This is a genomic window from Dictyobacter formicarum (assembly GCF_016587435.1).
In genome coordinates this window covers 133,263-155,034 of record NZ_BNJJ01000017.1, presented here as the reverse complement: position 1 = coordinate 155,034, position 21,772 = coordinate 133,263, and the positions used below count along the sequence as shown (strand labels likewise).

General features: G+C 51.6%; 18 protein-coding genes. 8 read left to right on the top strand and 10 right to left on the bottom strand.

Features of this window, described 5'->3' with window-relative positions:
• Nucleotides 1-46: 46 nt before the first annotated feature.
• Nucleotides 47-751 (bottom strand): IclR family transcriptional regulator, encoded by a 705-nt coding sequence (locus JMI88_RS26910; protein WP_201365049.1) that lies wholly within the window; start codon nucleotides 749-751, stop codon nucleotides 47-49.
• Between the two features lie 254 nt (nucleotides 752-1,005).
• Between JMI88_RS26910 and hppD the strand changes: the two genes are divergently transcribed.
• Genes hppD through JMI88_RS26895 form a run of 3 tightly spaced genes read left to right on the top strand, consistent with a single transcriptional unit; the run spans nucleotide 1,006 to nucleotide 4,211 of the window.
• Nucleotides 1,006-2,109 carry a 4-hydroxyphenylpyruvate dioxygenase gene (gene hppD, locus JMI88_RS26905; RefSeq protein ID WP_201365048.1) on the top strand — a complete coding sequence of 368 codons (1,104 nt, stop codon included), beginning with the start codon at nucleotides 1,006-1,008 and terminating at the stop codon, nucleotides 2,107-2,109.
• The gene (locus JMI88_RS26900; protein WP_201365047.1) at nucleotides 2,110-3,003 is read left to right on the top strand and encodes a fumarylacetoacetate hydrolase family protein; all 894 of its coding nucleotides are present in this window, start codon (nucleotides 2,110-2,112) and stop codon (nucleotides 3,001-3,003) included.
• A 41-nt stretch (nucleotides 3,004-3,044) separates the two neighbouring features.
• The gene (locus tag JMI88_RS26895; RefSeq protein WP_201365046.1) at nucleotides 3,045-4,211 is read left to right on the top strand and encodes a homogentisate 1,2-dioxygenase; all 1,167 of its coding nucleotides are present in this window, start codon (nucleotides 3,045-3,047) and stop codon (nucleotides 4,209-4,211) included.
• A 174-nt stretch (nucleotides 4,212-4,385) separates the two neighbouring features.
• Here JMI88_RS26895 and JMI88_RS26890 read toward each other — a convergent pair whose 3' ends face one another.
• Nucleotides 4,386-5,843: an MFS transporter gene (locus tag JMI88_RS26890; RefSeq protein WP_236023080.1), complete on the bottom strand. Its 1,458-nt coding sequence runs from the start codon at nucleotides 5,841-5,843 to the stop codon at nucleotides 4,386-4,388.
• Between the two features lie 366 nt (nucleotides 5,844-6,209).
• Between JMI88_RS26890 and JMI88_RS26885 the strand changes: the two genes are divergently transcribed.
• Complete coding sequence (locus JMI88_RS26885; RefSeq protein WP_201365045.1) at nucleotides 6,210-9,497, top strand: ATP-binding protein; 3,288 nt, start codon at nucleotides 6,210-6,212, stop codon at nucleotides 9,495-9,497.
• 16 nt (nucleotides 9,498-9,513) lie between these two features.
• On the opposite strand, the gene JMI88_RS26880 is transcribed toward JMI88_RS26885, so the two are convergent.
• Together JMI88_RS26880 and JMI88_RS26875 are read right to left on the bottom strand one after the other, a co-directional pair.
• Nucleotides 9,514-11,133 (bottom strand): alpha/beta hydrolase, encoded by a 1,620-nt coding sequence (locus tag JMI88_RS26880; RefSeq protein ID WP_201365044.1) that lies wholly within the window; start codon nucleotides 11,131-11,133, stop codon nucleotides 9,514-9,516.
• Between the two features lie 64 nt (nucleotides 11,134-11,197).
• Entirely contained in the window at nucleotides 11,198-11,413 is a 216-nt protein-coding gene (locus JMI88_RS26875; RefSeq protein WP_236023079.1) for a hypothetical protein, read from the bottom strand.
• A 527-nt stretch (nucleotides 11,414-11,940) separates the two neighbouring features.
• Between JMI88_RS26875 and JMI88_RS26870 the strand changes: the two genes are divergently transcribed.
• Entirely contained in the window at nucleotides 11,941-13,314 is a 1,374-nt protein-coding gene (locus JMI88_RS26870) for a cytochrome P450 (protein WP_201365043.1), read from the top strand.
• On the opposite strand, the gene JMI88_RS26865 is transcribed toward JMI88_RS26870, so the two are convergent.
• Together JMI88_RS26865 and mshB are read right to left on the bottom strand one after the other, a co-directional pair.
• Nucleotides 13,311-14,021 (bottom strand): cyanophycinase, encoded by a 711-nt coding sequence (locus JMI88_RS26865; RefSeq protein ID WP_201365042.1) that lies wholly within the window; start codon nucleotides 14,019-14,021, stop codon nucleotides 13,311-13,313. The two genes, JMI88_RS26870 and JMI88_RS26865, sit on opposite strands and share 4 nt — an antisense overlap.
• A 123-nt stretch (nucleotides 14,022-14,144) precedes the next feature.
• Nucleotides 14,145-15,032 (bottom strand): N-acetyl-1-D-myo-inositol-2-amino-2-deoxy-alpha-D-glucopyranoside deacetylase, encoded by an 888-nt coding sequence (mshB, locus tag JMI88_RS26860; protein ID WP_201365041.1) that lies wholly within the window; start codon nucleotides 15,030-15,032, stop codon nucleotides 14,145-14,147.
• A 185-nt stretch (nucleotides 15,033-15,217) separates the two neighbouring features.
• Here mshB and JMI88_RS40250 point away from each other — a divergent pair, with 185 nt between their 5' ends.
• The 3 genes from JMI88_RS40250 to JMI88_RS26850 all read left to right on the top strand — a co-directional run bounded on the left by JMI88_RS40250 (nucleotide 15,218) and on the right by JMI88_RS26850 (nucleotide 17,634).
• On the top strand, nucleotides 15,218-15,343 hold the full coding sequence (locus tag JMI88_RS40250; protein WP_268906027.1) for a hypothetical protein: 126 nt from the start codon (nucleotides 15,218-15,220) through the stop codon (nucleotides 15,341-15,343).
• A 25-nt stretch (nucleotides 15,344-15,368) separates the two neighbouring features.
• Nucleotides 15,369-16,577 (top strand): DUF2330 domain-containing protein, encoded by a 1,209-nt coding sequence (locus JMI88_RS26855; RefSeq protein ID WP_201365040.1) that lies wholly within the window; start codon nucleotides 15,369-15,371, stop codon nucleotides 16,575-16,577.
• Nucleotides 16,578-16,887: 310 nt separating this feature from the next.
• Nucleotides 16,888-17,634 carry a class I SAM-dependent methyltransferase gene (locus tag JMI88_RS26850; protein WP_201365039.1) on the top strand — a complete coding sequence of 249 codons (747 nt, stop codon included), beginning with the start codon at nucleotides 16,888-16,890 and terminating at the stop codon, nucleotides 17,632-17,634.
• Between the two features lie 99 nt (nucleotides 17,635-17,733).
• Here the strand turns inward: JMI88_RS26850 and JMI88_RS26845 are convergent, their stop codons facing one another.
• The 4 genes from JMI88_RS26845 to JMI88_RS26830 are packed head-to-tail and all read right to left on the bottom strand — an operon-like array spanning nucleotide 17,734 to nucleotide 21,706.
• Complete coding sequence (locus JMI88_RS26845; protein WP_201365038.1) at nucleotides 17,734-18,627, bottom strand: ABC transporter ATP-binding protein; 894 nt, start codon at nucleotides 18,625-18,627, stop codon at nucleotides 17,734-17,736.
• Nucleotides 18,617-19,708 (bottom strand): ABC transporter ATP-binding protein, encoded by a 1,092-nt coding sequence (locus JMI88_RS26840; protein ID WP_201365037.1) that lies wholly within the window; start codon nucleotides 19,706-19,708, stop codon nucleotides 18,617-18,619. The genes JMI88_RS26845 and JMI88_RS26840 overlap by 11 nt, the downstream gene beginning before the upstream one ends.
• Before the next feature lie 17 nt (nucleotides 19,709-19,725).
• Nucleotides 19,726-20,604: an ABC transporter permease gene (locus JMI88_RS26835; RefSeq protein ID WP_201365036.1), complete on the bottom strand. Its 879-nt coding sequence runs from the start codon at nucleotides 20,602-20,604 to the stop codon at nucleotides 19,726-19,728.
• A gap of 19 nt (nucleotides 20,605-20,623) precedes the next feature.
• On the bottom strand, nucleotides 20,624-21,706 hold the full coding sequence (locus JMI88_RS26830) for an ABC transporter permease (RefSeq protein ID WP_201365035.1): 1,083 nt from the start codon (nucleotides 21,704-21,706) through the stop codon (nucleotides 20,624-20,626).
• Nucleotides 21,707-21,772 lie beyond the last annotated feature (66 nt).

The window sequence follows — 21,772 nt, the reverse complement described above, 5'->3', positions numbered from 1 at the left end:
AAGGAGCCCTCTTTAAATTCAATAAATTCAATTTGCTTCATTTCATCTATTCAAGGAGAGCATCGGCGATAGTGTGGGCCGCAGTGATGATGTGCGGTGCAAAGGTTGCTTCGTCGATTCTACCAAGCAGGACGACGCCGATACTGGCTTCGGCCAGTTGACCATTGAGTTGAATGGGAGCAGCTATACCGCTTGCTCCATGCTGAATTTCATCATAGCTGGTGGCGTAGCCGCGGTTACGGGCGAGCGTGATTTCTCTACGTTCTCCCGGTTGCCGTAACCGCCCGGCTAGAATGGCTAGTCCCGATGCCCCTCTGTCGAGCTCATGCCGGTAGCCAGGTCGATAAGCGATATGCATAGGTGTCGTCCGTGGCTCAAGCGTAGTCAGCACAACGCCTTCATCTCCATCCATGATCGTCAGGCAGGCGGTGGCACGCAGTTCTTCAGCCAGTTGCCTCATAGCAGGATAAGCGGCCGCCTGCAAACGTGGGACGACATGGCGGGCCAGCTCAATCAGTCCTATCCCCAGACAATAACGGCTATCTTCCGTACGACGCACCAGCCGATGAGCGGCCAGCGTGTTGAGGAGACGATAGGCGATGGTGCGATGTACATTTAATTCCTGCGCAATGTCGGGTACGCTCAGACCTGCGGGATAACTGGCCAGTACATCCAGCACACGCAACCCTCGATCCAGCGTTTGGGCCGTCTCACCCTGCAGGGGCCGTTCATTTGGACGCGGTTGTGCCATGGCCTCATTTTCCTCGCTTATTTTGTTATTCCCATTGATCAAATGCTATTTCGACGACTATACAATATCACAGTTCTCTTGTCCATACCGCCTCACCTATTCATACAGAAAGACCTGTATCTTCTTTTTCCTTGACATCCAATAGGTTCCCTGCTATAACTAAAGCAGGTAGTCCGATTAACGAATATTTTGTCCGATTATCGCACAAACCTAATGAAAGCAATGACGCATTCTGCATGGAAAGGGAGAGTTCAATGACGCACCAGGATTTCATGCCTATCCAGAATTTTGATTATATTGAGATGTATGTTGGTGATGCCAAACATACTGCGTATTATTTTACCCATGCCTGGGGCTTTGTACCTGTGGCCTATGCTGGCCTGGAAACAGGCTCGCGCGATCATACCAGTTATGTGTTGGAACAGGGCAATATCCGCCTGTTGATCACCTCTGCTTTGACTCCTGACAGTCCAATCGCCAAACATACATATACACATGGAGATGGAGTAAAAGATGTGGCGTTCCGTGTGGAGAATGCGGAGCGGGCCTACCAGGAAGCAACCAGCCGGGGAGCACGTGGTGTGCAGGAACCTACGGTGCTACGCGATCAGTTCGGTTCGGTGACGCTCGCTTCGATCGCTACCTATGGTGAGACCATCCATACCTTTGTGGAGCGCCAGGATTATAAGGGTGCCTTTTTGCCTGGTTTCCGTGCCCTGGATTCTTCCCTCCCCCGCCGTTCACGTCCCGCTGGCCTGGCTGGCATTGACCATGTGGTGGGCAATGTTGAGCTGGGTAAGATGAATGAGTGGGTGGGCTTCTACGAGAAAGTGATGGGCTTCTCGCAGATGATCCATTTCGATGATCGCCAGATCAGTACTGAGTATTCCGCGTTGATGTCTAAAGTGATGCAGAATGGCAGTGGTCGCATTAAATTGCCGATCAATGAGCCGGCACCAGGCCGCAAGAAGTCGCAAATTGAGGAGTACCTCGATTTTTATCATTCTCCCGGCGTACAACATCTGGCCTTGATTACCGATGATATCGTAGCTACGGTCCGCGATCTGACCGAGCGTGGCGTGGAGTTTCTGCGCACGCCGATGAATTATTATGATGATGTCCTCGACCGGGTTGGCCATATCGATGAGGACCTCAAGCAGCTGGCCGAATTGAGTATCCTGGTCGATCATGATGATGAGGGATATCTGCTACAGGTTTTTTCGAAACCAGTCGTGTCACGGCCAACCGTGTTCTTTGAGGTCATTCAGCGCAAAGGTGCCCGTGGCTTTGGCGAAGGCAATTTTAAAGCGCTCTTTCAAGCTCTGGAAAAGGAGCAGGAGCTGCGAGGGAACCTCTAGATGAAACTGGTCACGGTCAGAACCGCCCATGATATTACGTACGCAGGCGTAGTACGCGGTGAAGAGATACTTTTGTTGCACTATCCAAACCTGCTTAGACTGTTGCAGGATCCAGCTGGCATGCAGCAAGCACGCCAGCTGCTGGAAAGTAATAAGCCGGGATTACCTCTGCGCACGCTTACCCTGATGACGCCCGTGCCCAATCCACCAACGCTGCGCGATTTCTATGCTTTTGAGCAGCACGTCAAGGCTGGACGCGCTCGGCGTGGCCTGGATATGATCCCTGAGTGGTATGAGTTTCCTACCTTCTACTTCTCTAATACCAGTGAGATTTATGGACATGATGAACGTGTCCCTTATCCTGCTGGCAGCCGGGAACTGGATATTGAGCTAGAGATCGCCTGCGTGATCGGGCGTGAAGGCAAAGATATTCCGGTTGATGAAGCAGCCAATTATATTGCGGGCTATACAATTATGAACGATTGGAGTGCTCGCGATTTCCAACGTCAGGATATGAAGCTGAACCTGGGACCTGGAAAGGGAAAAGATTTTGCGACTTCGCTGGGCCCCTGGCTGGTTACCCCCAATGAACTGGCCGACTATCGCACCGGTAGCGGTAGCAGTGAGCGCTATGACTTGACTATGCTGGCCCGTGTGGATGGGCAGGAGATTTCACGCGGCAATTTCAACCAGATCTATTATAGCTTTCCTCAGTTGATCGCTTATGCCTCACGCAACGCTCGTCTGCGTCCTGGCGATATCCTTGGCTCGGGTACCGTTGGTACAGGATGCATACTGGAGGTTGGTACCCAGGTTCATCCGTGGTTGCAACGTGGTGAGACAGTTGAACTGGAGATCACGGGAATCGGTACATTGCGGAATAGGATTGTGTAAAAATACGTTTAAATCGTGTTCTCATAGAGGAGGTACAGCCGATGCCACCTTATCATCGCCTGGGTGAGATTCCGCCCAAACGCCATACACAGTTTCAGAAGCCGGATGGTACGCTCTACTCTGAGGAGTTGTTTGGTATTGAGGGCTTCTCAAATAATTATTCCAACATTTACTACCATTATCCTCCGACCCGCGTGAAGAAGATTGAGCCGTTCAGCAAGCAGCAATTTGAGGAATGGAACGAGGACGTTCATCGCCACCATCATTTGAAGACGGCTGCCTTTAAACCCGGTAGCGATGCAGTGCTGGGCAATATGGTCCTGATGTTTAATAAGGATCTGACGATTGGTATTGCTCTGCCAACCCAGGATATGACCTACTTCTATCGCAATGGTGAGGCGGACCAGATGTACTTCGTCCACGATGGTCATGGGGTCCTGGAAACAAATTTTGGCCTGCTCCCTTACCACGAAGGAGATTACATTATCATTCCGCGTGGTACCACGTTCCGCTTTATGATTGCGCAAGATAGTCCGCAGGCGCGCTTCCTGGTTGTCGAGGCCCATGGCTCGATTGAGCCGCCACGCCGCTATCTCAGCCCCAATGGCCAGTTGCTCGAACATGCACCATATTGCGAGCGCGATATTCGCCGTCCCGAAGAATTGGTGACCCACACCGAGCGCGGAGAATTTGAGGTACGGGTAAAGGTGGGTAATGTCATTACCAGCTACTGGTATGATTTCCATCCCGTCAATACCGTCGGCTGGGATGGCTGTGAGTATCCCTGGATCTTCAACATCGCCGATTTTGAGCCGATCACGGGGCGCATCCATCAGCCACCACCGGTCCATCAAACCTTCCAGGGACCCAACTTTGTCGTTTGCTCGTTCGTGCCACGCAAACTCGACTACCATCCGCGCTCAATCCCTGTGCCATATAACCACAGCAATATTGATAGCGATGAGTTACTTTATTATGTCAATGGCAACTTTGGTAGTCGTAGAGGCATTGAGCGTTCTTCGATGACTCTGCATCCACGCGGCATACCGCACGGACCACATCCGGGTGCCGTCGAAAAAAGCCTGGGCGCCGAGCGCACCGATGAACTGGCCGTGATGATCGACACCTTCAACCCATTGAAGTTTACTACCATCGCCCGCACTGTGGACGATCCCGCCTACCCCTACAGCTGGTTAACGGATCACTAACAACCATCTTCCCCAGGGCTTAAAAAGATCCCTGTTGAGGAGCAAAACAAGCAAACATAATTCTCTCTGTGATTTGCTAAACATGTGCTGCGGCACATGTTTGGCAAATCACCAATAAAAAATTGGCTCGGGCGCGTAGCGCACGTCCGCAAAAAAACGATGCGCTTCCCATGATTATGGGAAGCGCATCCCCTTTGCTTTGTGCCATATCCAGCCGGCTGCTGTGATCAACAGGCAGAGGAGGGCTCCAATGAGCATGGCACGCGCAGGCCCAAAGAGACCTGACAACCATCCCATCAGTAAATACCCCAGCGGGAGACTCCCATCGAAGAAGAGGATCTGCACGCTCATAACGCGCCCGCGCAGATGGTCCGGGGCGGCCGTCTGGAGCGCTGTCATGGCCTGAGCTGCAAAGTCAGTCTCCATAAAACCCACGCTCGCAATAAGCACTATTGACAGCAAATAGAGACCTGAAACCGCAAAAAGTACCTCTAACGCTCCTAAGATAAGCGTGCTGACCAGCACGCGGCGGATAGTTGGTTGCCGGTTGTTCCAGGCCAGCCATAGCGCGGCAAGTAATGCGCCAACTCCAGTTGCAGCAGAGAGAAAACCAAAACCGGTTGCTCCTATATGCAGCACATCAGTGGCAAAGAGCGGCAGTAGCACATTGAAGTTTGAGCCGAAGAGCAGCACCAGGCCAACGACCAGGATCAGCAGCAATACCGCCGGGGTGTTCCATACGTAGTCCACACCCTCGCGTAGACTCTGCCAGGTGTTCTTGCGCTCACTCTTACTTCCAACTTGAGGGGCCTGCGCGTGTAGTTCGTGGCTCTTGATCAACAGCAGGCCCACTATCACTGCAAGAAAGCTGACTCCATTGAGCAAAAAGAGGATGGGGACACCGCTGGCAGCGATGATGATGCCTCCAAGCCCGGGTCCCACAATGCGCATCATCTGGGAAAGCATAGAGTTTAAGGCAACGGCGTTAGGAAGATCCTCTCGCCCCACCATCTCGATGACAAACGCCTGGCCGGTCGGCCTACCCAGACTGTTAGTGAGCCCCAACAGCAGCGCCAGGATATACAGATGCCAGAGCTGGATGGTGTCAGTAGCGATCAAGACCCAGAGGAGAAGGGCCTGTATCATAGCCGACAATTGGGTACAGAGTAACACATTCCGCTTAGGCCAGCGATCGGCGAAGACACCTCCAAAAAGTGAAAAGAACAGCACCGGCACAGCCTGTAGCGCACCCACCAGGCCAAGCTGCCAGGCGCTATGGGTTAGTTCCAGCACTAGCCAGACTTGCCCGATGCTTTGCATATAACTGCCCAGCAACGAAATTATCTGACCCGACCAATATAGACGATAATTACGATGACGCAATGAGGTAAACGCCCGCAACAAACTTTTTTTCGGAGGATTAGACGTAATGCTCGTCAATGCCTCCCCCTCCAGAGCCCTTTCAAGTATAGGTTTTTTGCTTCTCGGCAAGAAAGCGGGGATGCAAGGGGCGGCGAGCCCCTTGACTGGGGGATTGGGAGCTGTGCCCCCAACTCCTCTCTCCTCCCCCTCTGGCGCAGGCATCTGGGAAGAAGCTGGATCAACCGATTGAGATGTATCTTCATCCGCCATCGGATATCTTTTCCTTTCCACTCCTTAAAACAGAACAGATGAAAAGTATATCGAGAGCAAGACCAAAAAACATCGTCCAAAAGCACGATGTCGAGCTATTGACGAATATGCTACAATTAAAATGAGAAATTCAGGTCCAGCAAAAGGGTGTTGCAGGAACAATTATACTATTTATAAAACGCTGAAATGAAAACACAACTATTGACTTTATATAAGTCGTTCAGTGTCTGTTCAGCTCGCTGATTCAAATACTGTCATTGATGGATTTTAATCCCTACCTATGCTATAGTGATTGTGATGACCATGTGGCATCACGAAACAGCTTGTGGAATGTCGAGTATCAATTTCTTAGGAAGGGAATCTCTGGTGATTTCACCCCTGCATATTCAGCTTCTGGGTGACTTCCTGCTGCAGTCGGACGATGCTCCCATCATAACAATCAATAGTTCCCGACTTCAATCTTTGCTTTCCTACCTTGTATTGCACAGTGACGCACCTCAGAACCGATCTCGTTTGGCTTTTCTCCTCTGGCCTGATTCAACCGATGCGCAAGCTCATACCAACCTGCGTCAACTGTTGTATCACTTGCGGCAATCCCTCCCACAAGCCGAACAATTTCTCTCGATCAATAAACAGAGCGTGCAATGGTTGCCATCACGGGCTGATGCCCCCTGGACACTTGATGTTCTGCAAGTTGAACAGGCATTCAAGCAAGCACAGCAAGCGCAACATGATAAGGATATATCCACGACACGACAGGCTTTTGAGCAAGTCGTGCATGCTTATCGTGGTGACTTGCTGCCGGATTGCTACGATGAGTGGATCATTCCCGAACGCGACCGCATCCGTCAGCTATTTCTGCAAGCCGCCGAACGCCTGGCAACGCTTCTGGAAGAAGAGCATGATTATGACGCCGCCCTCAGTGTCGCGCGGCAACTTCTGCATCACGATCCTCTGCATGAGGCGAGCTATCGACAGTTGATGCGCCTATCATCCTTACAAGGCGAACACGCCTCAGCCTTGCGTGCCTATCATACCTGTATCACGGTGATGGAGCGAGAGTTGGGAACCGAGCCGGGTGAGGCTACAAAGGCATTGTATGAATCTCTTCTATCGTCAACATCTCAAACACCTCAAATATTCGCGAAATCGGGGAAGGTAGGTGGAACGATACCACCTCTGCTGGGCCGAAAAGCGGAGTGGCGACAACTTCAGCAAGCATGGCACACAGCGACCGCTGGACAACCGCATGTCGTTATTCTTACTGGCGATGCGGGGATAGGCAAGACGCGGTTAACCGAGGAGATGAAGATATGGGCAAGTCGGCAAGGTATCATGACAGCGAGTGCGTACTGTTATCCTGCTTCCGAAACGCTCGCGTATGCTCCTCTCACCACCTGGTTACGCACTGACATGCTACAAACAGGCTTCTCAACCCTCGATCCGACCTCGCTCAAAGAGATAGCACGGCTTGTACCCGAGGTGCTCGCCTCACATCCACAACTGTCCTCTCCTACTGCTATGACAGATGGGTGGCAACGCCAGTTTTTCTTCGCAGCACTGGCACGCGCCATATTGAATGTTCGTCAACCTCTGCTGCTTCTGCTCGATGATCTGCAATGGTGCGACACCGAGACCCTGGAATGGCTACACTATCTGCTGCGTTTCTCCCCAAAGGCACGTTTGTTGCTGATTGGAACACTACATGCTGGCGAGATATCAACCACATCGCTTGAGCATCCTTTGACCGCTTTATTACACATGTTGCAACGAGATGGTTTACTGACAGAAATTCCGCTTGGTCCTCTTTCGCGAGCGGAGACAACATCACTGGCTGAACATATTGTGGGTCACTTGCTTGACCCATTTCAGGGTGACGCATTTTATGCTGAGACAGAAGGCAATCCGCTCTTCGCAGTAGAAATGGCACGGACTGCTGTGGTGGAAAAAGATGAACGCGTACATCTAAATGCGGAGAAACCACCTTCATCCTTAATCCTCACGACATCATCATTGCCACCGTCGGTACAGGCTGTGCTTGCCAGACGGCTCGCGCAACTCTCGCCGGCGGCGCGCAATTTGGCAAACGTGGCTGCCGTCATTGGGCGCGAGTTTTCGTTTCCTGTGCTTGTACGTGTAAGCGGTGAGCATGAAGAGAAGTTGCTACAGGGGTTGGATGAATTGTGGCAACGACGTATGGTGCGTGAACACAACGATAGAACAGCGAATGGCTACGACTTTAGCCATGACAAAATTCGTGAGCATGTGTATGCTTCTTTGAGTCCTGTACAGCGTCGTCTCCTGCATCAGCGTGTCGCGGAGGCACTCAAAGCTGTCCATGTGGAAAATCTGGATGCCGTCTATGGACAGATAGCCACACACTATGAGCAGGCTGGACTTCTCGCTCAAGCTATTCCTTTTTATCAAGAGGCCGGAAAAGTTGCAAGCCGTATCTACGCCCATGCGGAGGCACTTCGTGCGCTCGAGCGGGCAGCTGCACTCCTCGAAGCACTTTTGTCGGGACAGAGTGCGAGAAGTATGTCATGGGAAGTAGCGGCTCAGGTGTACGTCTCGCTTGGAGATATTCGTGCGGAAATCGGTTCTTGGGAGGATGCGCGACAGGCGTATTATCGCGCAATGGCCTGTATTCCTGTTGAGTCACACTTCTGGCTGGCACGCCTGCATTGGAAGATTGCAACAACGTGGATGTCTGCCTCCACCACGAGTCAAGACCCCTGCCGTATCAATGGTCGCCAGGAGTTTGAGGAGGCGGAACGCATCTTAACACAGGTGGTAGACGCATCGAGTTCAGAGTGGCGAGACGAATGGCTTGCGCTTCAATTTGCTCAAATATGGCGTGGAAAGGCTTCTGCGGATGACATCGCGGCGGCAATTGAAAGAGCCAGACCTATCGCTGAGCAATACGGGACTCAGGAACAACGTAAGCTCCTCGCAGAGGCGATAGGAATGCACAATGCCATTCGTGATCGTTATATAATCCCGGCGCAAAGAGTAGCGGCCTGGCGTGCAAGCATTGCGGGCCTGGAGTCGTCAGGAGACGAGGCGCAGAGAGGAATTGACCTCACCTTGCTCGGCATTGGTCTTTTATGCGCTGCTCAATTTGACGAGGCTGAGGAACTGCTACGTAATGCGTTACGCCTGGGAGAACGCACTGGAAACGCCTGGGTCCAATACAATTGTCTGACGTTTTTACCGTTTGTTCTCAGACACCGGGGGCAGGTGGAGGAGCTGCGTCGTCTCCTCGCTCAAGCGCAGTCGCTTGGCATAGCCCTGAACAAACACATTCTCTGCGGGCATCGAGCCTGGGTGGCCTGGCGTGAGGACAATTTGGTCCTGGCTGAGGCCTATGGGCGCGAGTCGGTAGAAGAGGAGCAATCACGGCAGATACGACCCCATCCGTTCCTCTGGGCGGGAAGATGGCCGCTCATCGGCGTGGCTCTGGCCCAGGAACACCTATCTGCTGCTATCGACGAGGTACGTCTACTCTTCGATCCAACTCAGCAACCTCCTCGTGAACCAGTGGATGCACTCCTCAAAGCCGCATTACAAGCATGGGATGCGGGGCAGCAAAAAGAGGCACATGTCTTGTTGAAACAAGTTGTGCCTCTCGCAAAACAAATTGGCTATCTGTAGTGAGCCGCGAAAGCTGTCAATGTTTTAGCGTTCTGGTGAAGAAATCGGCAATCATCTGGATGACCGTAGCGGGGCCAGGCTGCTCGGTCTTCCCTACTGTAGGCATATCCAAACCGTGACCATCGTGTTGTATCATCACCAGCGTTACGGGAACGCCAACTGTGTGCAGCGATTTTGCCAGTTCCTGAGAGTGATGGGGAGCGATCATCCAATCATCTGTTCCATGCATAATCAGGAAAGGTGGATCGCCGGGTGCGACATGGCCGACAGGGCTTACGGATAAAAACTGTGCTCTTGTGCCATTTCCCGCAAGGAGGGAAAACCACCAGGGCGAACCACTGAAGTTCGATAGGTCAGTCAGGCCCCACATATCGACGACAGCCTGGACTCTGCTCGACTGATTCAGGTATTGCCCCACATCATAACCCGCTTCAGGTCCAACTGTACCTAACATTGAGCTGATGTACCCACCCTGGCTTGGACCATACACGCCGATATGTTGCGGATCGATGCCTAGCTCGTTCGCGTGGGCGCGTAAGAATCGGATGGCACACTTGGCAGCCTTTATCTGGTCTGATGAGCGATAGAGCGGGACAAGGCCATAGTCGATCGAGCCGACAATAAATCCGCGACCCAGCAGTTCGCTGCGAAGTTGCGCGAAGTACGGACCATCCGCACTTCCATCTTCCAGAATGCGAGTGCCCACTAGCATCTCACCCCCGTGAATGTAGATGACAGTTGGCGCGGGACGAGGTGCTTGAGCCGTAGGTTCTGAGATGTCCATGGCAAGGGGATTCCCATTGGAATTACAATACGCCAGAGTCGCTGTCTGACCAGCAGGAACGTGCACGGGTGATGCTGGAGAGAGCCATGCTGTATCGATTGCGCTCACGCTCCCACCCCATGTCAGAAAGCCGAATGCCAGGAGCGCTGGAAGCAAGATGAATATCGTTCGCCATGCACCTGGCGTTCTCATCCGCAGAGGTTGAAAAACCAGACGCAGTAGCAGAAATACAGCCATCAGTCCAACGATAGGAAGGAAGAAGTATTGAACGTTTGCGAACACTCCAGGAACCAGGAAGACGGCAGCGAGTGCTATTGATTTCAACGCCAGCCATACTATGAGGCCGAGTATAAACAGAGAAGGTAGCAGTTTGAATGTAATGCGCCACACGCTGGGGGCTGTACGCCAGGTGCGTCCACCGAGGCATAGGAAAAAGACGGTCGATGCACCTTCCATAACAGGAATGTAAAGGTCCGGTACACCCAGTGTCTCCGGTCGCCATAGACTGAAGCCACTGGGGAGGCCGATAGCATGTGCAATATACCATACCAGTAATCCAACTGCTTCGATCACTCCAGCAGCGAGGAGGAGACGACGCGCGGGAACTGCCAGGACAGAAACTGCTACGACAGCCTGTATAATAGTGAAGGCAAGCAGGAAAATGACGAGAAGCCAGGACGGAGGAGGTTGTTTCAGTACGCCAATGAAGCGGATGATGGCTGCGCTCATAGTGAAGAGAGATGACCAGTAGAGAAGTGCGCCGCGTTTGATGCGATATGCGGTAAGCTGGTTTATCCATATTGCTGTTTCGCTTGTCGCTGCCACCTTCGTTTGTACTATATCTATATTCATAGCTCTATGTTCCTTTCCTGTAAAAAGCGCCTTAATTGCTTTCTCAAAGAAGAGAAGCAAAACGTTACTGGTTTGTCTCCGCTTCGCAGTCCAATTCCGCTAGCATTGCGAGAAGAAGGGGCTGTAACCGTGTCCATCCACGGAAGTAACGCACCTCACCATTGGTGAACAATTGGACTTTGCCGCGCCACTCGGTCTGATTGATGCCTATTTCTTCTTCCCATACTTTAACCGTAAACAGGTGAGAATGAGGATATTTATTCGGTTTCTCCATACTCATATACTTCCTCCTCGTATCTTTCCCGTAGAATGATTCTGTGTTTTGCAAGTCTGTTGATGGTGTTGCTCATCTTGAGGAGAATGTAGAATATGGACCGTTCTTAAAGCGTTCTAGTGAGCGTTCTTTGATGGATGTTTGGATGTAACGAAAATATGTTGCGCTCAGCTTTTGGATTTCTTCTATCAATGAAACATTCTATATATCTCTGCACAGTCAGGAGAGCAGGCGCGCTTCGCGTAGATGCGCCCCTTGCGGGCGCTTTTATCCTTCATGCTCGAAAAAGAAACAATAATAACGGGAGAGTCATCTGGCTAAATCGCTCTATATCGCCTCTTTTGGTACATCTCCGTGCAGAAAGCGAGTAAGCGCCTGCAAGGGGCGCATCTACAAATCGTGTTTCTTGTTGCTTTCGCTTGCTTGCACAACGCTATAAAATTCTGCGGCGTATAATATTGTGTACATATCTGGCGCAATTCAGATATGAAGCCTGCGTTATATATAGCCTTATATATCGGGAAGAGGTACTGATGAAAACTGGTGCTGAAACATTGTCGGGGCCGCGGATTCCTGCGTTTAATGAGCGTTCGTTGCTGGGCAGCCTGGCAGCGATCCGCGAGGATCGGCTGGCATTTTTACTGGCGGTGGCACGCCAGACAGGCGATATTGGCTCCTTCAGGGTGGGACCAGTCCCGATGCTGCTGCTTAATTCTTCCGAGCTGGTGCATGCGGCCCTGGTGGAGCACGCCAATGATTTCGATAAGGGCTTTATTATGCGTCGCGCCTTTCGGCCAGTGCTGGGCGAGGGTCTGTTTAGCAGTGAGGGCGAGCTGCATCGTCGGCAGCGCAAGATTATGGCGCCAGCCTTCCAGCCACGGCACATTGTCAATTATGCGCAGACGATGGTGGAATATAGCGAGCGCGCACAGCAGACATGGCGGGACGGTGCGACCCTGGATGTGAGCCGCGAGATGATGGCGGTGACCATGAGTATCGTTGGGAATGTGCTTTTTCAAACCGATGTGTTGGCGGAAACTGATGAGCTTGGGGGCGCACTGAGCCTCTCGCTGGCCTATATCAATTATATCCTTTCGTCTTTTTTTCCTCTTCCTCTCAACTGGCCTACGGAGCGCAATAAACAGACACGACAGGCGCTGGATCTGCTCAATCGACGCATGCAGAAGATGATCGATGAGCGCCGGGCCAGTGGTGAAAATGGTGATGATTTTCTGTCTATCCTGTTGCGGGCGCGGGATGAGGATGGGGCTCGTATGAGTGATCAGCAAATCAAGGATGAGGCCCTGACGCTGTTTGTGGCCGGACATGAAACGACGGCGGCGGCGTTGACCTGGACCTGGTTCTTGCTGGCACAACATCCCGACATCTATCAGCGTTTGCAGCACGAGGTGGATACGGTTCTGCAGGGTCGGTCGCCCACCTATGCTGATCTCTCACAACTTCCCTATACGTTGCAGGTTTTAAAAGAGAGTATGCGCCTCTATCCACCTTCGATTGCGCTAATCAGGGTAGCGCTACGCCCGGTTAAACTGGGACCCTATCATCTGCGCAAAGGTCAGACGATTATGATTGTACCCTACACGATCCAGCGCCGTCCTGACTACTTTCCCAATCCTGAGCAGTTTGATCCTGATCACTTTCAGGCTGAGAACGAAGCCGGGTTGCCGCGCTTCGCCTATCTCCCGTTTGGCGCCGGACCCCGTATTTGTATCGGCAATCATTTTGCTTTGATGGAGGGCCATCTATTGCTGGCAACCCTGGCGCAGCGTGTCTCGTTCACGCTGCTTCCCGGTCAGCAGATTATCCCCGATACTGACAAAACGATTACCATCCGACCCAAATATGGCTTACACATGCAAATCAAACGCCGGGGCCGATCCATTTAGCGGAGAGAAACTTCAAAAGACTCGCCTGTTTTGTAGACGCTGGTGCTGCCTGCGCGATAAATGGTGACGCCTCCCTTACCATATACGCGCCAGATGTTTTTTTGTCCGGCGACCACGTCGTTGATCATGCCTGTCTGCTCATCTATTCCCAATAGGATAGCCTGGGAGAGGAGGGATGTTAGCTGCGTGGCCCAGTTTTTGCCAAAGACATTGTGATGAGGTAGGACGCAGGCCTGTGGTATGAGTCCCAGGCCTTCGATGACTTTCTTGCTCTGTGGATCAAAGTAGTACTGGCATAAAACCATGGCGCCTGCACTGCTTCCCGCCAATACTGCTCCGCGCTCGTAGGCCTGCCGCATAGCGTCCCAGCTTCTGCTCCTGAGTAGCGTTTGCCCTAGATAATGTGGAAATCCACCCAGCAAATAAATCAGGTTGGACTGGTTGAGCGCGGCGATGATCTCTTCCGCATTAGCAGATGCTTTGTCGATCAGTGGCAGCGATTTGACATTCGTCGCGCCCAGGTGTTGAAACCAGTTGACCCCGTTCATGCCTGCTCGTCGATGGTTGTGATCGGGGGCCGCGGCCGTCGGAATGATGCTTATGCTGGCATCCACTCCACCAGCAAGCTCGACAGCCCGGCGGTCCGGCTCGGCCATTTTGCCACCAAACTCGTCGCCCCCCTCTAAGACAATATATCCGCTCATCATTGTATCCTTCCCTACATGTGGTAACTTCGTTGTCAACCGTGTAGCCTTATGATATATCCTACCATCTAAAGCAGGGCACGTCAGACGCCATATCAAGGCCATAAGAATATCCAGGTATGGCTGCTATTTCAGGCCAGCCAGCAGGTCCTGTTGTAGTGCTCCGGTCAACGGTTCCAGGGCGCTGCGTGCCAGCACAAAGTGTTCATAGCCTAAGGCTTGCTCTCTCTGTGCATCTGGAATGGTGAAGATGAAGTTGTCGGGCGCGATCTGCGTTTTGTGGGCGGCGAAAGCCTTCATCTTTTGATCGATGTATTTCCTTACGTCGATTCGAGTTGTGATGAGTTCGTCCGCCGTGCCCATGATGGCGGTATTCATGGCCGGATTATTCCATGGCCCTGGTACGCCGGATTTCTGCATCTCTTTCATGGTTTCAACCATCATTGAGCGTGGCATTGCTGTGTAGTAGAGCCGGGATGGTTGCCAGGCTGGCAGGCCCAGATCGGGAAAACAACGAGACTCTCCTGCGGCGTCAAATGCGGCGTTGGTGATGCGGTTGGCTTGAATGTGGTCTGGGTGACCATAGCCGCCAAAGGCGTCATACGTGACGAGTACCTGCGGCTTGAGCTCACGAATCAGGGCGACCAGGCGTTTGACAGCTTCATCAAAGATGGCACGGTGGAAAGATTCAGGATGGTTGTTGGAGGCCGTCCCTGCCATGCCTGAGTCGCGGAAACCGAGCAGGCGCGATTCCTGGATATGTAGTGCTTCGATTGCCGCCCGTAGCTCCTGGCGACGTACTTCGGCCAGGCGTGGAAACATGGCTTCTTTTGCCTGTTCGTCCAGCGTCGGATCGACGATCTCCCCCTCTTCACCAAGAGTGGCTGTCACTAATACGGTGCGTACTCCCTGTGCGGCGTAGTGCGCAAAGGTTCCACCGGTACCAAATACTTCGTCGTCAGGATGAGCATGGACGGCCATAAAGGTTAATGGCTCATTTTCAGTTTGCGACATATGCTTTTTCTTTCGTTCTCAATATGTAAACTCCTGCAATACCCCAACATTATAGCACCTGGATTTACATTTGTTACTCCTGGTGAGTATCATCCATATATGTCTGTCTCCTGAGTATGGGTTTACAACTACATACAACCGAGTCGCTGGACAGGTTTCTCTGCAGAAAATCGAGGAAGTGCTGGATGATGCTGGCTATGCCGGTGCCAGATAAACCTAAAAAGCGTGTGAAAATGTGTTTTGTTCGTAAAAACCGTATTTTCCTTTTATTTAGTGATGAATTTTGGCCCCTGGCAGCGTCTTTTCTGTAGATGTACAGAAAGGATGCCCATTTATATGATCTTTCAGCCCTTATTTCTGCGCAAATTTTTCTTCTTTAAAGCTTTATTGCTCTCCATTTGCTTCATTATGTTCCTGCCAGCATCCGCCCAGGCTTGCGGCGGCCTGTTCACGTCTACTAATCAGGCGAAAATTAGTCAGGATACTGAGCGTTTACTTATTTCAATTGGTACGCAGAAGACAACTCTTTATGAACAGATACGCTATCAGGGCAATGCTCATGATTTTGCCTGGGTGCTCCCGGTAGCAACGGTCCCCACGGTCAATACCGCTTCTCCAGCGCTTTTTAATGAACTTGAAACGTATACCGCTCCTCGATTTATACAGCCGGAGATCCATAACTGTGATTCTGCTGATATTATGAAATCTCTGTTCAGCAATGGGACATCTGCTAATGCTCCTGTGACAACTGGTGGTTCAAGGGTAGACATTTATGCGGGAGGATCGGTAGGACCATTTACGTATCAGGTCATTCGCTCGGGAGATGCGCAGGCGCTTACGTCCTGGCTGCAGTCACACCAGTACACGGTTCCTATCAATACGCAGGATTTGATTCGTCCTTATGTGCAGAACTATATGTATTTTCTGGCGATGCGCTTGCGGACGCAGGGAACCGTGGCCAATATTGCTCCAGTGCAAATTACTTTTCCCACGGTGATGAAACAGGTGACGATTCCAATTCGCCTGGCAGCTACCGATATCAAGCAGCAGATGAGGATGGAGGTCTCTATCCTGGCTCAACAACGCTTTGGACCGCAAAATTATCGTGAAGTGGAGGTTCACCCCGATAATATTAGCAACCTTGATCCCGATCCTGTTATGAAATATCATCAATTAGTTGATAGCGCGATTCAACAAGTGGGAGGCTATGGTGTTGTTACAGAATATGCGCAATCTATCAGCCCCTATGCTCTGGGGCGCTATCTGTCAGATCAACCCGCTCCCAACTCCTATATTACGCGTTTCTATACTAGCTATACACCTCAACTTATGCAACGGGACCCTGTCTTCGTTCCGCGACCAGATCTGCCCAATGTAAATACGACAATTAAGCTTAAGGATATGTCTGGACCGCCCGATTGCACAGCTGTCTATCTAGAAGATGCCGCCTGTCTGACCGCGTTCCCGATTATTCCGTGCATGGTGCTGCTGGCCGGCGGCATCTGGTTCTGGAGAAGGCGTAAAGTCCGTAAAAAAAATGAATAGCCAAATGGCACGATTTTATACCGGGCATTCATGACAGATTAATCTTTGAGCATTATCATTTATTTACAAACCCAGTAAAAGCTTTAACAGCTACAAACTCATTAGATTAAATTAGACATTAGAAAAGTTAATCCTTGTAGATTTTATGTTTCTTGTGAACGCGTCATAGTCAAGTGTATCAACTTTAAGATATAATAAGTGATGAATATGACGCAAATTTTTCAGCTAATATTCATCTTATGATTATAAAATATTCTATATACTTGTCGATGCGTTTACACGGCTCTGCAACAATGAAGGAGAACACGAGATGGTAGTCGCAGATTTTTACACAAATGGTGAGTATCTTCAAAAAAATCCTGGTTGGCATATTGATGCAGCTCAATGGAAAGCAGACAGTGTGCTCCAGATGATCAGGCGCAACACACTTTCTCCCCATACCGTCTGTGACATTGGCTGCGGGGCTGGTGAAATCCTGCGCATCCTGCAACGGCATCTGCCAGAGGAGAGTACATTTGATGGCTACGATATTGCCCCTCAAGCCATCGCTCTGGCTAAGCAGCGTGAGAATTCACACCTCCATTTTCATCTGGCCGATTTTTTCCAGGAGACTCCACTAACAACATTTGATTTGATCCTGCTGGTGGATGTTCTGGAGCACTTTGAAAATTGTTTCGAGATCCTGCGCGAGCTCAAGCCAAAAAGTACATATAAAATTCTTCAGTTGCCGCTGGATCTCTCGGTGAATTCAATCGCGCGCAATCAATTAATAGATTATCGTCACGCTACGGGACACCTGCATTTCTTTACGAAAGATATTGCGCTGGAGATTTTGCGCGACGCTGGCTATGAAGTAATAGATTATTTTTATAGTCTACAGCCTCTCGATACCGCACCGTGGTCCCAGGGACAAAATCCAAAACAGGATCTGATCAAGCTGTTGCGCATGACAAAGAGAGGGCTGTTTAGATTGCCCGGTCAGCTCTGCTACGCCATCGATCCCGATCTGGCCGTGCGCTTTTTCGGCGGCTGGCGCCTGATGGTATTGGTAAAATAACTCCATCTACCACCGTTCTTCAATACTTCCCGCGTGTGATGGAGAGGCGGCTGCGGCCGCCTCTCCATCACACACCACAAACTATGAAGCGATGCTTCATCATCTTGGGACTTCCATGTCCGGCAGTTCTACACTGGGTGTTGCTCCTTCGATATCTACCAGGCTGGTTTTGTCTTGCCAGCGCGCATCTGGATCGGGAATGGGAATGGATGAGAGCAGCATTTTGGTGTATGGATGCGTGGGGTGCACCAGCACGTTGTCGATATCGCCTCGTTCGACGATCTGTCCTTTCGACATTACCAGGATTTCTCCTCCGACGTAATAGGCGGTTGATAGGTCGTGCGTGATAAAGAGTGTGGTCATGCCGTATTTTTGCTGAAAGTCGATCAGGATGTTGAGGAAGAGGACGCGCACCGCTGCATCGAGCATGGAGATGGGTTCGTCAGCGATGATAAATTTGGGTTGCAGCAGGTGGACGCGTGCGAGCATGACGCGCTGGCGCTGTCCTCCACTCAATTGGTGCGGATAACGGTTGAGGATATCTTCTGGTCGCAGGTCTACCGCGTGTAGCGATTCTTCGATTTTACTCAGTGCCTGCTGCCTGTTACTGGCCAGCTTGAACTTTTTGATCGCGGTCCAGAAGATGCGGTCGACGCGGTAGAAGGGATTGAAGATACCATAGGGATCTTGAAAAACCGGCTGTATTTCCTGGCGGTAGGCGTCATATTCGCGCGCCGAGAGCTTATATATATCTTTTCCTCGATATGTTACGCTCCCCTGGGTTGGCTTTTGCAGTCCCAGGATGATGCGGGCAATCGTACTTTTGCCACTGCCGCTCTGTCCCACCAGGCTGACGATGCTCGGGGGATCGGCCGAGAGGGTGAATGATACATCGTCTACGGCTTTAAATTCGCCGCCTGTGCTGCGCATCGCTGCGCCACGAAAAATCTGGGTAATGCCATTCAGGACGATGTCACTGGAACTAGTTGCCATGAGCACTCTCCGTTTCAGGTTGTGTATACAGGTGACAGGCCACCAGGGTCTGTTTTTGCTGCTCTATCTGCGCCTCTGTTAAACCGGCGGTTGCTTGATTGGAGAGCGGTATCAATGGTGGAACCTCCTGTGAGCAGCGCGGCATGACCTGTGGGCAGCGTGTGTGAAAGCGGCATCCAGTTGGCCAGTTGCGGGGACTGGGTGTATTGCCTTTGATGCCTGCCAGCCGCACGCGGGGTCCACCAACGCTGGGAATGGAGTTGATGAGCCCTTGCGTATAGGGATGCCGGGGAGCCTTGAATATCTGTCGTACATCACCAACCTCGACAAATGATCCTGCATACATGACAGCGACACGGTCCGCCAGTTCAGCATGGACCGCCATATCATGGGTGACCAGGATGATGGTCATCCCCAGTCGGTCGCGCAATTCTCCCAACATTTGAATGATGATGCGCTGATTATGTACGTCGAGAGCGGTCGTTGGCTCGTCGGCGATCACCAGGTCAGAATTAAGCGCGATTGCCATGGCGATGGTGACACGTTGCTTCATGCCGCCTGAGAGTTCATGGGGAAACATTCTGACGACATGCTCATCCAGTCCAACCTGTTGCAATAGGTGGGGAATCTTTTTTAAGGCTTCGCGTCTGCTAATTGCGCTGTGCTCTATCATGACGTCAGCGAATTGGTCGGCGACGCGTAGCACCGGATTGAGCGAGTTCATCGATCCTTGTGGCAGGTAGGAGAGATGCTTCCAGCGTATGGTACGCAGTTGTTCGCCGCTCAACTCTAGCAGGTTGATCGGCTGCTGATTGGCGGGATAAAAGTGGACCTCGCCTCCGGCGATATAGCCGGGCCGTTGAATCAGGCGCAGCAGGGCGGTAGTCAGGGTACTTTTCCCACAGCCCGATTCTCCGGCAATACCCAGGATCTCGCCTCGCTTGATGTTCAAAGTAACGCTGTCAATCGCTTTTGAGACGCCGCTGACCGTGTCGTAGTAGACGCGCAAATCTTCGATCTCTAGCAATGGGGAGCCGATCAGGGACTTCATGTCCGCGCTCTGCAATGTGCTGTTTGCCATTTTTATCTGTCTCCTGCTTATGCGCCAGCCGTCTTGCGCAGGCGTGGATTGTATACCTCTTCAAGTCCAATGTTGACCAGATTAACTGAGAAGAAGAGCAAAGCCAGCACAACCACGGGGGCGACAAAAATAGGCCATGCTCCCAGGCTCAAGGCTCCCCAGCTCTGCGACCAGTTTAGCATTAGACCTAGATCCAGTGTGCTGCTGGGCCCCAGGCCGATGACCTCCAGACCCACCAGGGCAAAGATCGATCCCAGTGAGGCTGAGGCAAAGCCAACGCCGATGAATGGGAGCAGGTTGGGGAGCAGTTCTTCGAAGATGATTTCAAAATCGTTTAGCTTGGTTACTTTGGCCAGCTCTACATAGGGGCGGCTGCGCAGGCTGAGTACCTGTGAGCGAATCGTGCGCGCGGCAAATGGCCAGCTAAATACGGCCAGAATCACTGCTACGGAAAAGAGGCTGACCCCCTTTGAATAGGCGGAGAGGGTGATCAGGAGTGGAAAACTTGGAACTACAAGAAATACGTCGGTGATGGTAGAGAGCACGCTGTCTACTTTTCCCCCTTTGTAGCCTGCGATGAAGGCGATGACGACTCCGATCACGGTCGAGAGTACGCCCGCGATTGCTCCGACCTCAAGCGAGGCGGACAATGCGGTCACCGTCATGGCCAGGATGTCGCGGCCATAGCGATCGGTTCCCAACCAGTGTTGTCCATTCGGCAATTGCCAGGGAGAATTGATCGAGATGGCCAGCGGATCGCTGCCGTGGCCGATGATGCCATCAATCACTGGATGTAACAGGGCCAGCACAATAAAAAATGCCAGGATCAAGAAGCCAGCCTGGACTTTGATGCTGGAGGTCCATAGCTTCCAGAGCGCGTGCAGGAATCTTTGCATTGGAATATCTCTCCTTCCCCTAATTGTATTTGACCCGTGGATCAAAGGCGGGTAGCAATAGATCAAGAATCAGGTTCGCGGTGAGCACACCAAAGATGGCCAATGCGACGATACCCTGGATCGTGTTGAAGTCCAGTTGTTGAATGGCTGTGACAAATAGATTTCCAACCCCGGGATAGGCAAAGAGTTGCTCGACCAGTACGTTGCCGTTAAAGATTGATCCTAATGTGATGCCCAGGCCGGTAATCTGCGGCAGGTAGCAATTGCGCAGGGCGTAGCGGGTTACAATACTGCGCGGCTTGAGTCCTTTGGCTTCCGCAAAGGTCAGGTAGTCTTCGCCAACAATGGTAATCATCAACATGCGCGTGGAGAGCATCCAGCTACATACGCCAATCAAAACAATCGATAGGGCTGGCAGGGTGCCGTGGTTGATCACGCTGAGGATAAAATCTATGTTGAAGCCCGGGTCGAGGGCGGGATCATAGGCTGACGTTGGGGGAAACCAATCGAGCCGGTAGGCGATAAAGAAGATGAGGATTAAAGCAATGAAGTAGAAAGGGATATGAGAAAGGGCAATACACAGGTTGGTCATCCATTCCGAGACCTTTTTTTCGCGCTTCCAACCGATCAGCACTCCTAGTAAAAGGCCGAGCACCCAGGATATCACGGTCGAGAGTCCTAATAAACCAATGGTCCATGGGAGAGAGCGGGCAATCAACACCTGCGATGGGTTGGGGAAGCTAATCAGGGATGGCCCCAGGTCATGTAATACAATCAGCTGATACATGTAGTGCAGATATTGTTGAAACAGGTTACCATCCAGGCCAAATATTTTATTATAGTATTGGACGACGTCCTGGCTGGCCTGCACGTTGTATACCTGGCGCGATTGCAGGCTCTGCACGAATGAGGCAATCGGATTACCGGGGATGAGACGGAAGAAGAAGAAGGTGACGGTCAATGAACCCCAGAGCGTGAGAAGATAGGCTCCAAAGCGTCGCAATGCGTAGGCTATTAAGGGATGGGCTACCAGCCATGAGCGCACGGCGGAGAAGGGTGTCGTTTTGCCCGCAGCGATTCCTTGTGGCTCACTTTTGATCATCTCGGAACTCCTTTATGCGAGATCCATGCTGGTCAGGCATCATTGTGAATGCTTTGACCAGCATGA

Bases quoted from the DNA above. Each gene is read 5' to 3' on its own strand.
- JMI88_RS26890 (WP_236023080.1), bottom strand. From the start codon at position 5,843: ATGGCGGATGAAGATACATCTCAATCGGTTGATCCAGCTTCTTCCCAG.
- JMI88_RS26910 (WP_201365049.1), bottom strand. From the start codon at position 751: ATGGCACAACCGCGTCCAAATGAACGGCCCCTGCAGGGTGAGACGGCC.
- JMI88_RS26875 (WP_236023079.1), bottom strand. From the start codon at position 11,413: ATGAGTATGGAGAAACCGAATAAATATCCTCATTCTCACCTGTTTACG.
- JMI88_RS26900 (WP_201365047.1), top strand. From the start codon at position 2,110: ATGAAACTGGTCACGGTCAGAACCGCCCATGATATTACGTACGCAGGC.
- JMI88_RS26835 (WP_201365036.1), bottom strand. From the start codon at position 20,604: ATGCAAAGATTCCTGCACGCGCTCTGGAAGCTATGGACCTCCAGCATC.
- JMI88_RS26865 (WP_201365042.1), bottom strand. From the start codon at position 14,021: ATGATGAGCGGATATATTGTCTTAGAGGGGGGCGACGAGTTTGGTGGC.
- JMI88_RS26850 (WP_201365039.1), top strand. From the start codon at position 16,888: ATGGTAGTCGCAGATTTTTACACAAATGGTGAGTATCTTCAAAAAAAT.
- JMI88_RS26855 (WP_201365040.1), top strand. From the start codon at position 15,369: ATGATCTTTCAGCCCTTATTTCTGCGCAAATTTTTCTTCTTTAAAGCT.
- hppD (WP_201365048.1), top strand. From the start codon at position 1,006: ATGACGCACCAGGATTTCATGCCTATCCAGAATTTTGATTATATTGAG.
- JMI88_RS26870 (WP_201365043.1), top strand. From the start codon at position 11,941: ATGAAAACTGGTGCTGAAACATTGTCGGGGCCGCGGATTCCTGCGTTT.
- mshB (WP_201365041.1), bottom strand. From the start codon at position 15,032: ATGTCGCAAACTGAAAATGAGCCATTAACCTTTATGGCCGTCCATGCT.
- JMI88_RS26845 (WP_201365038.1), bottom strand. From the start codon at position 18,627: ATGGCAACTAGTTCCAGTGACATCGTCCTGAATGGCATTACCCAGATT.
- JMI88_RS26880 (WP_201365044.1), bottom strand. From the start codon at position 11,133: ATGAATATAGATATAGTACAAACGAAGGTGGCAGCGACAAGCGAAACA.
- JMI88_RS26840 (WP_201365037.1), bottom strand. From the start codon at position 19,708: ATGGCAAACAGCACATTGCAGAGCGCGGACATGAAGTCCCTGATCGGC.
- JMI88_RS26895 (WP_201365046.1), top strand. From the start codon at position 3,045: ATGCCACCTTATCATCGCCTGGGTGAGATTCCGCCCAAACGCCATACA.
- JMI88_RS40250 (WP_268906027.1), top strand. From the start codon at position 15,218: ATGATGCTGGCTATGCCGGTGCCAGATAAACCTAAAAAGCGTGTGAAA.
- JMI88_RS26830 (WP_201365035.1), bottom strand. From the start codon at position 21,706: ATGATCAAAAGTGAGCCACAAGGAATCGCTGCGGGCAAAACGACACCC.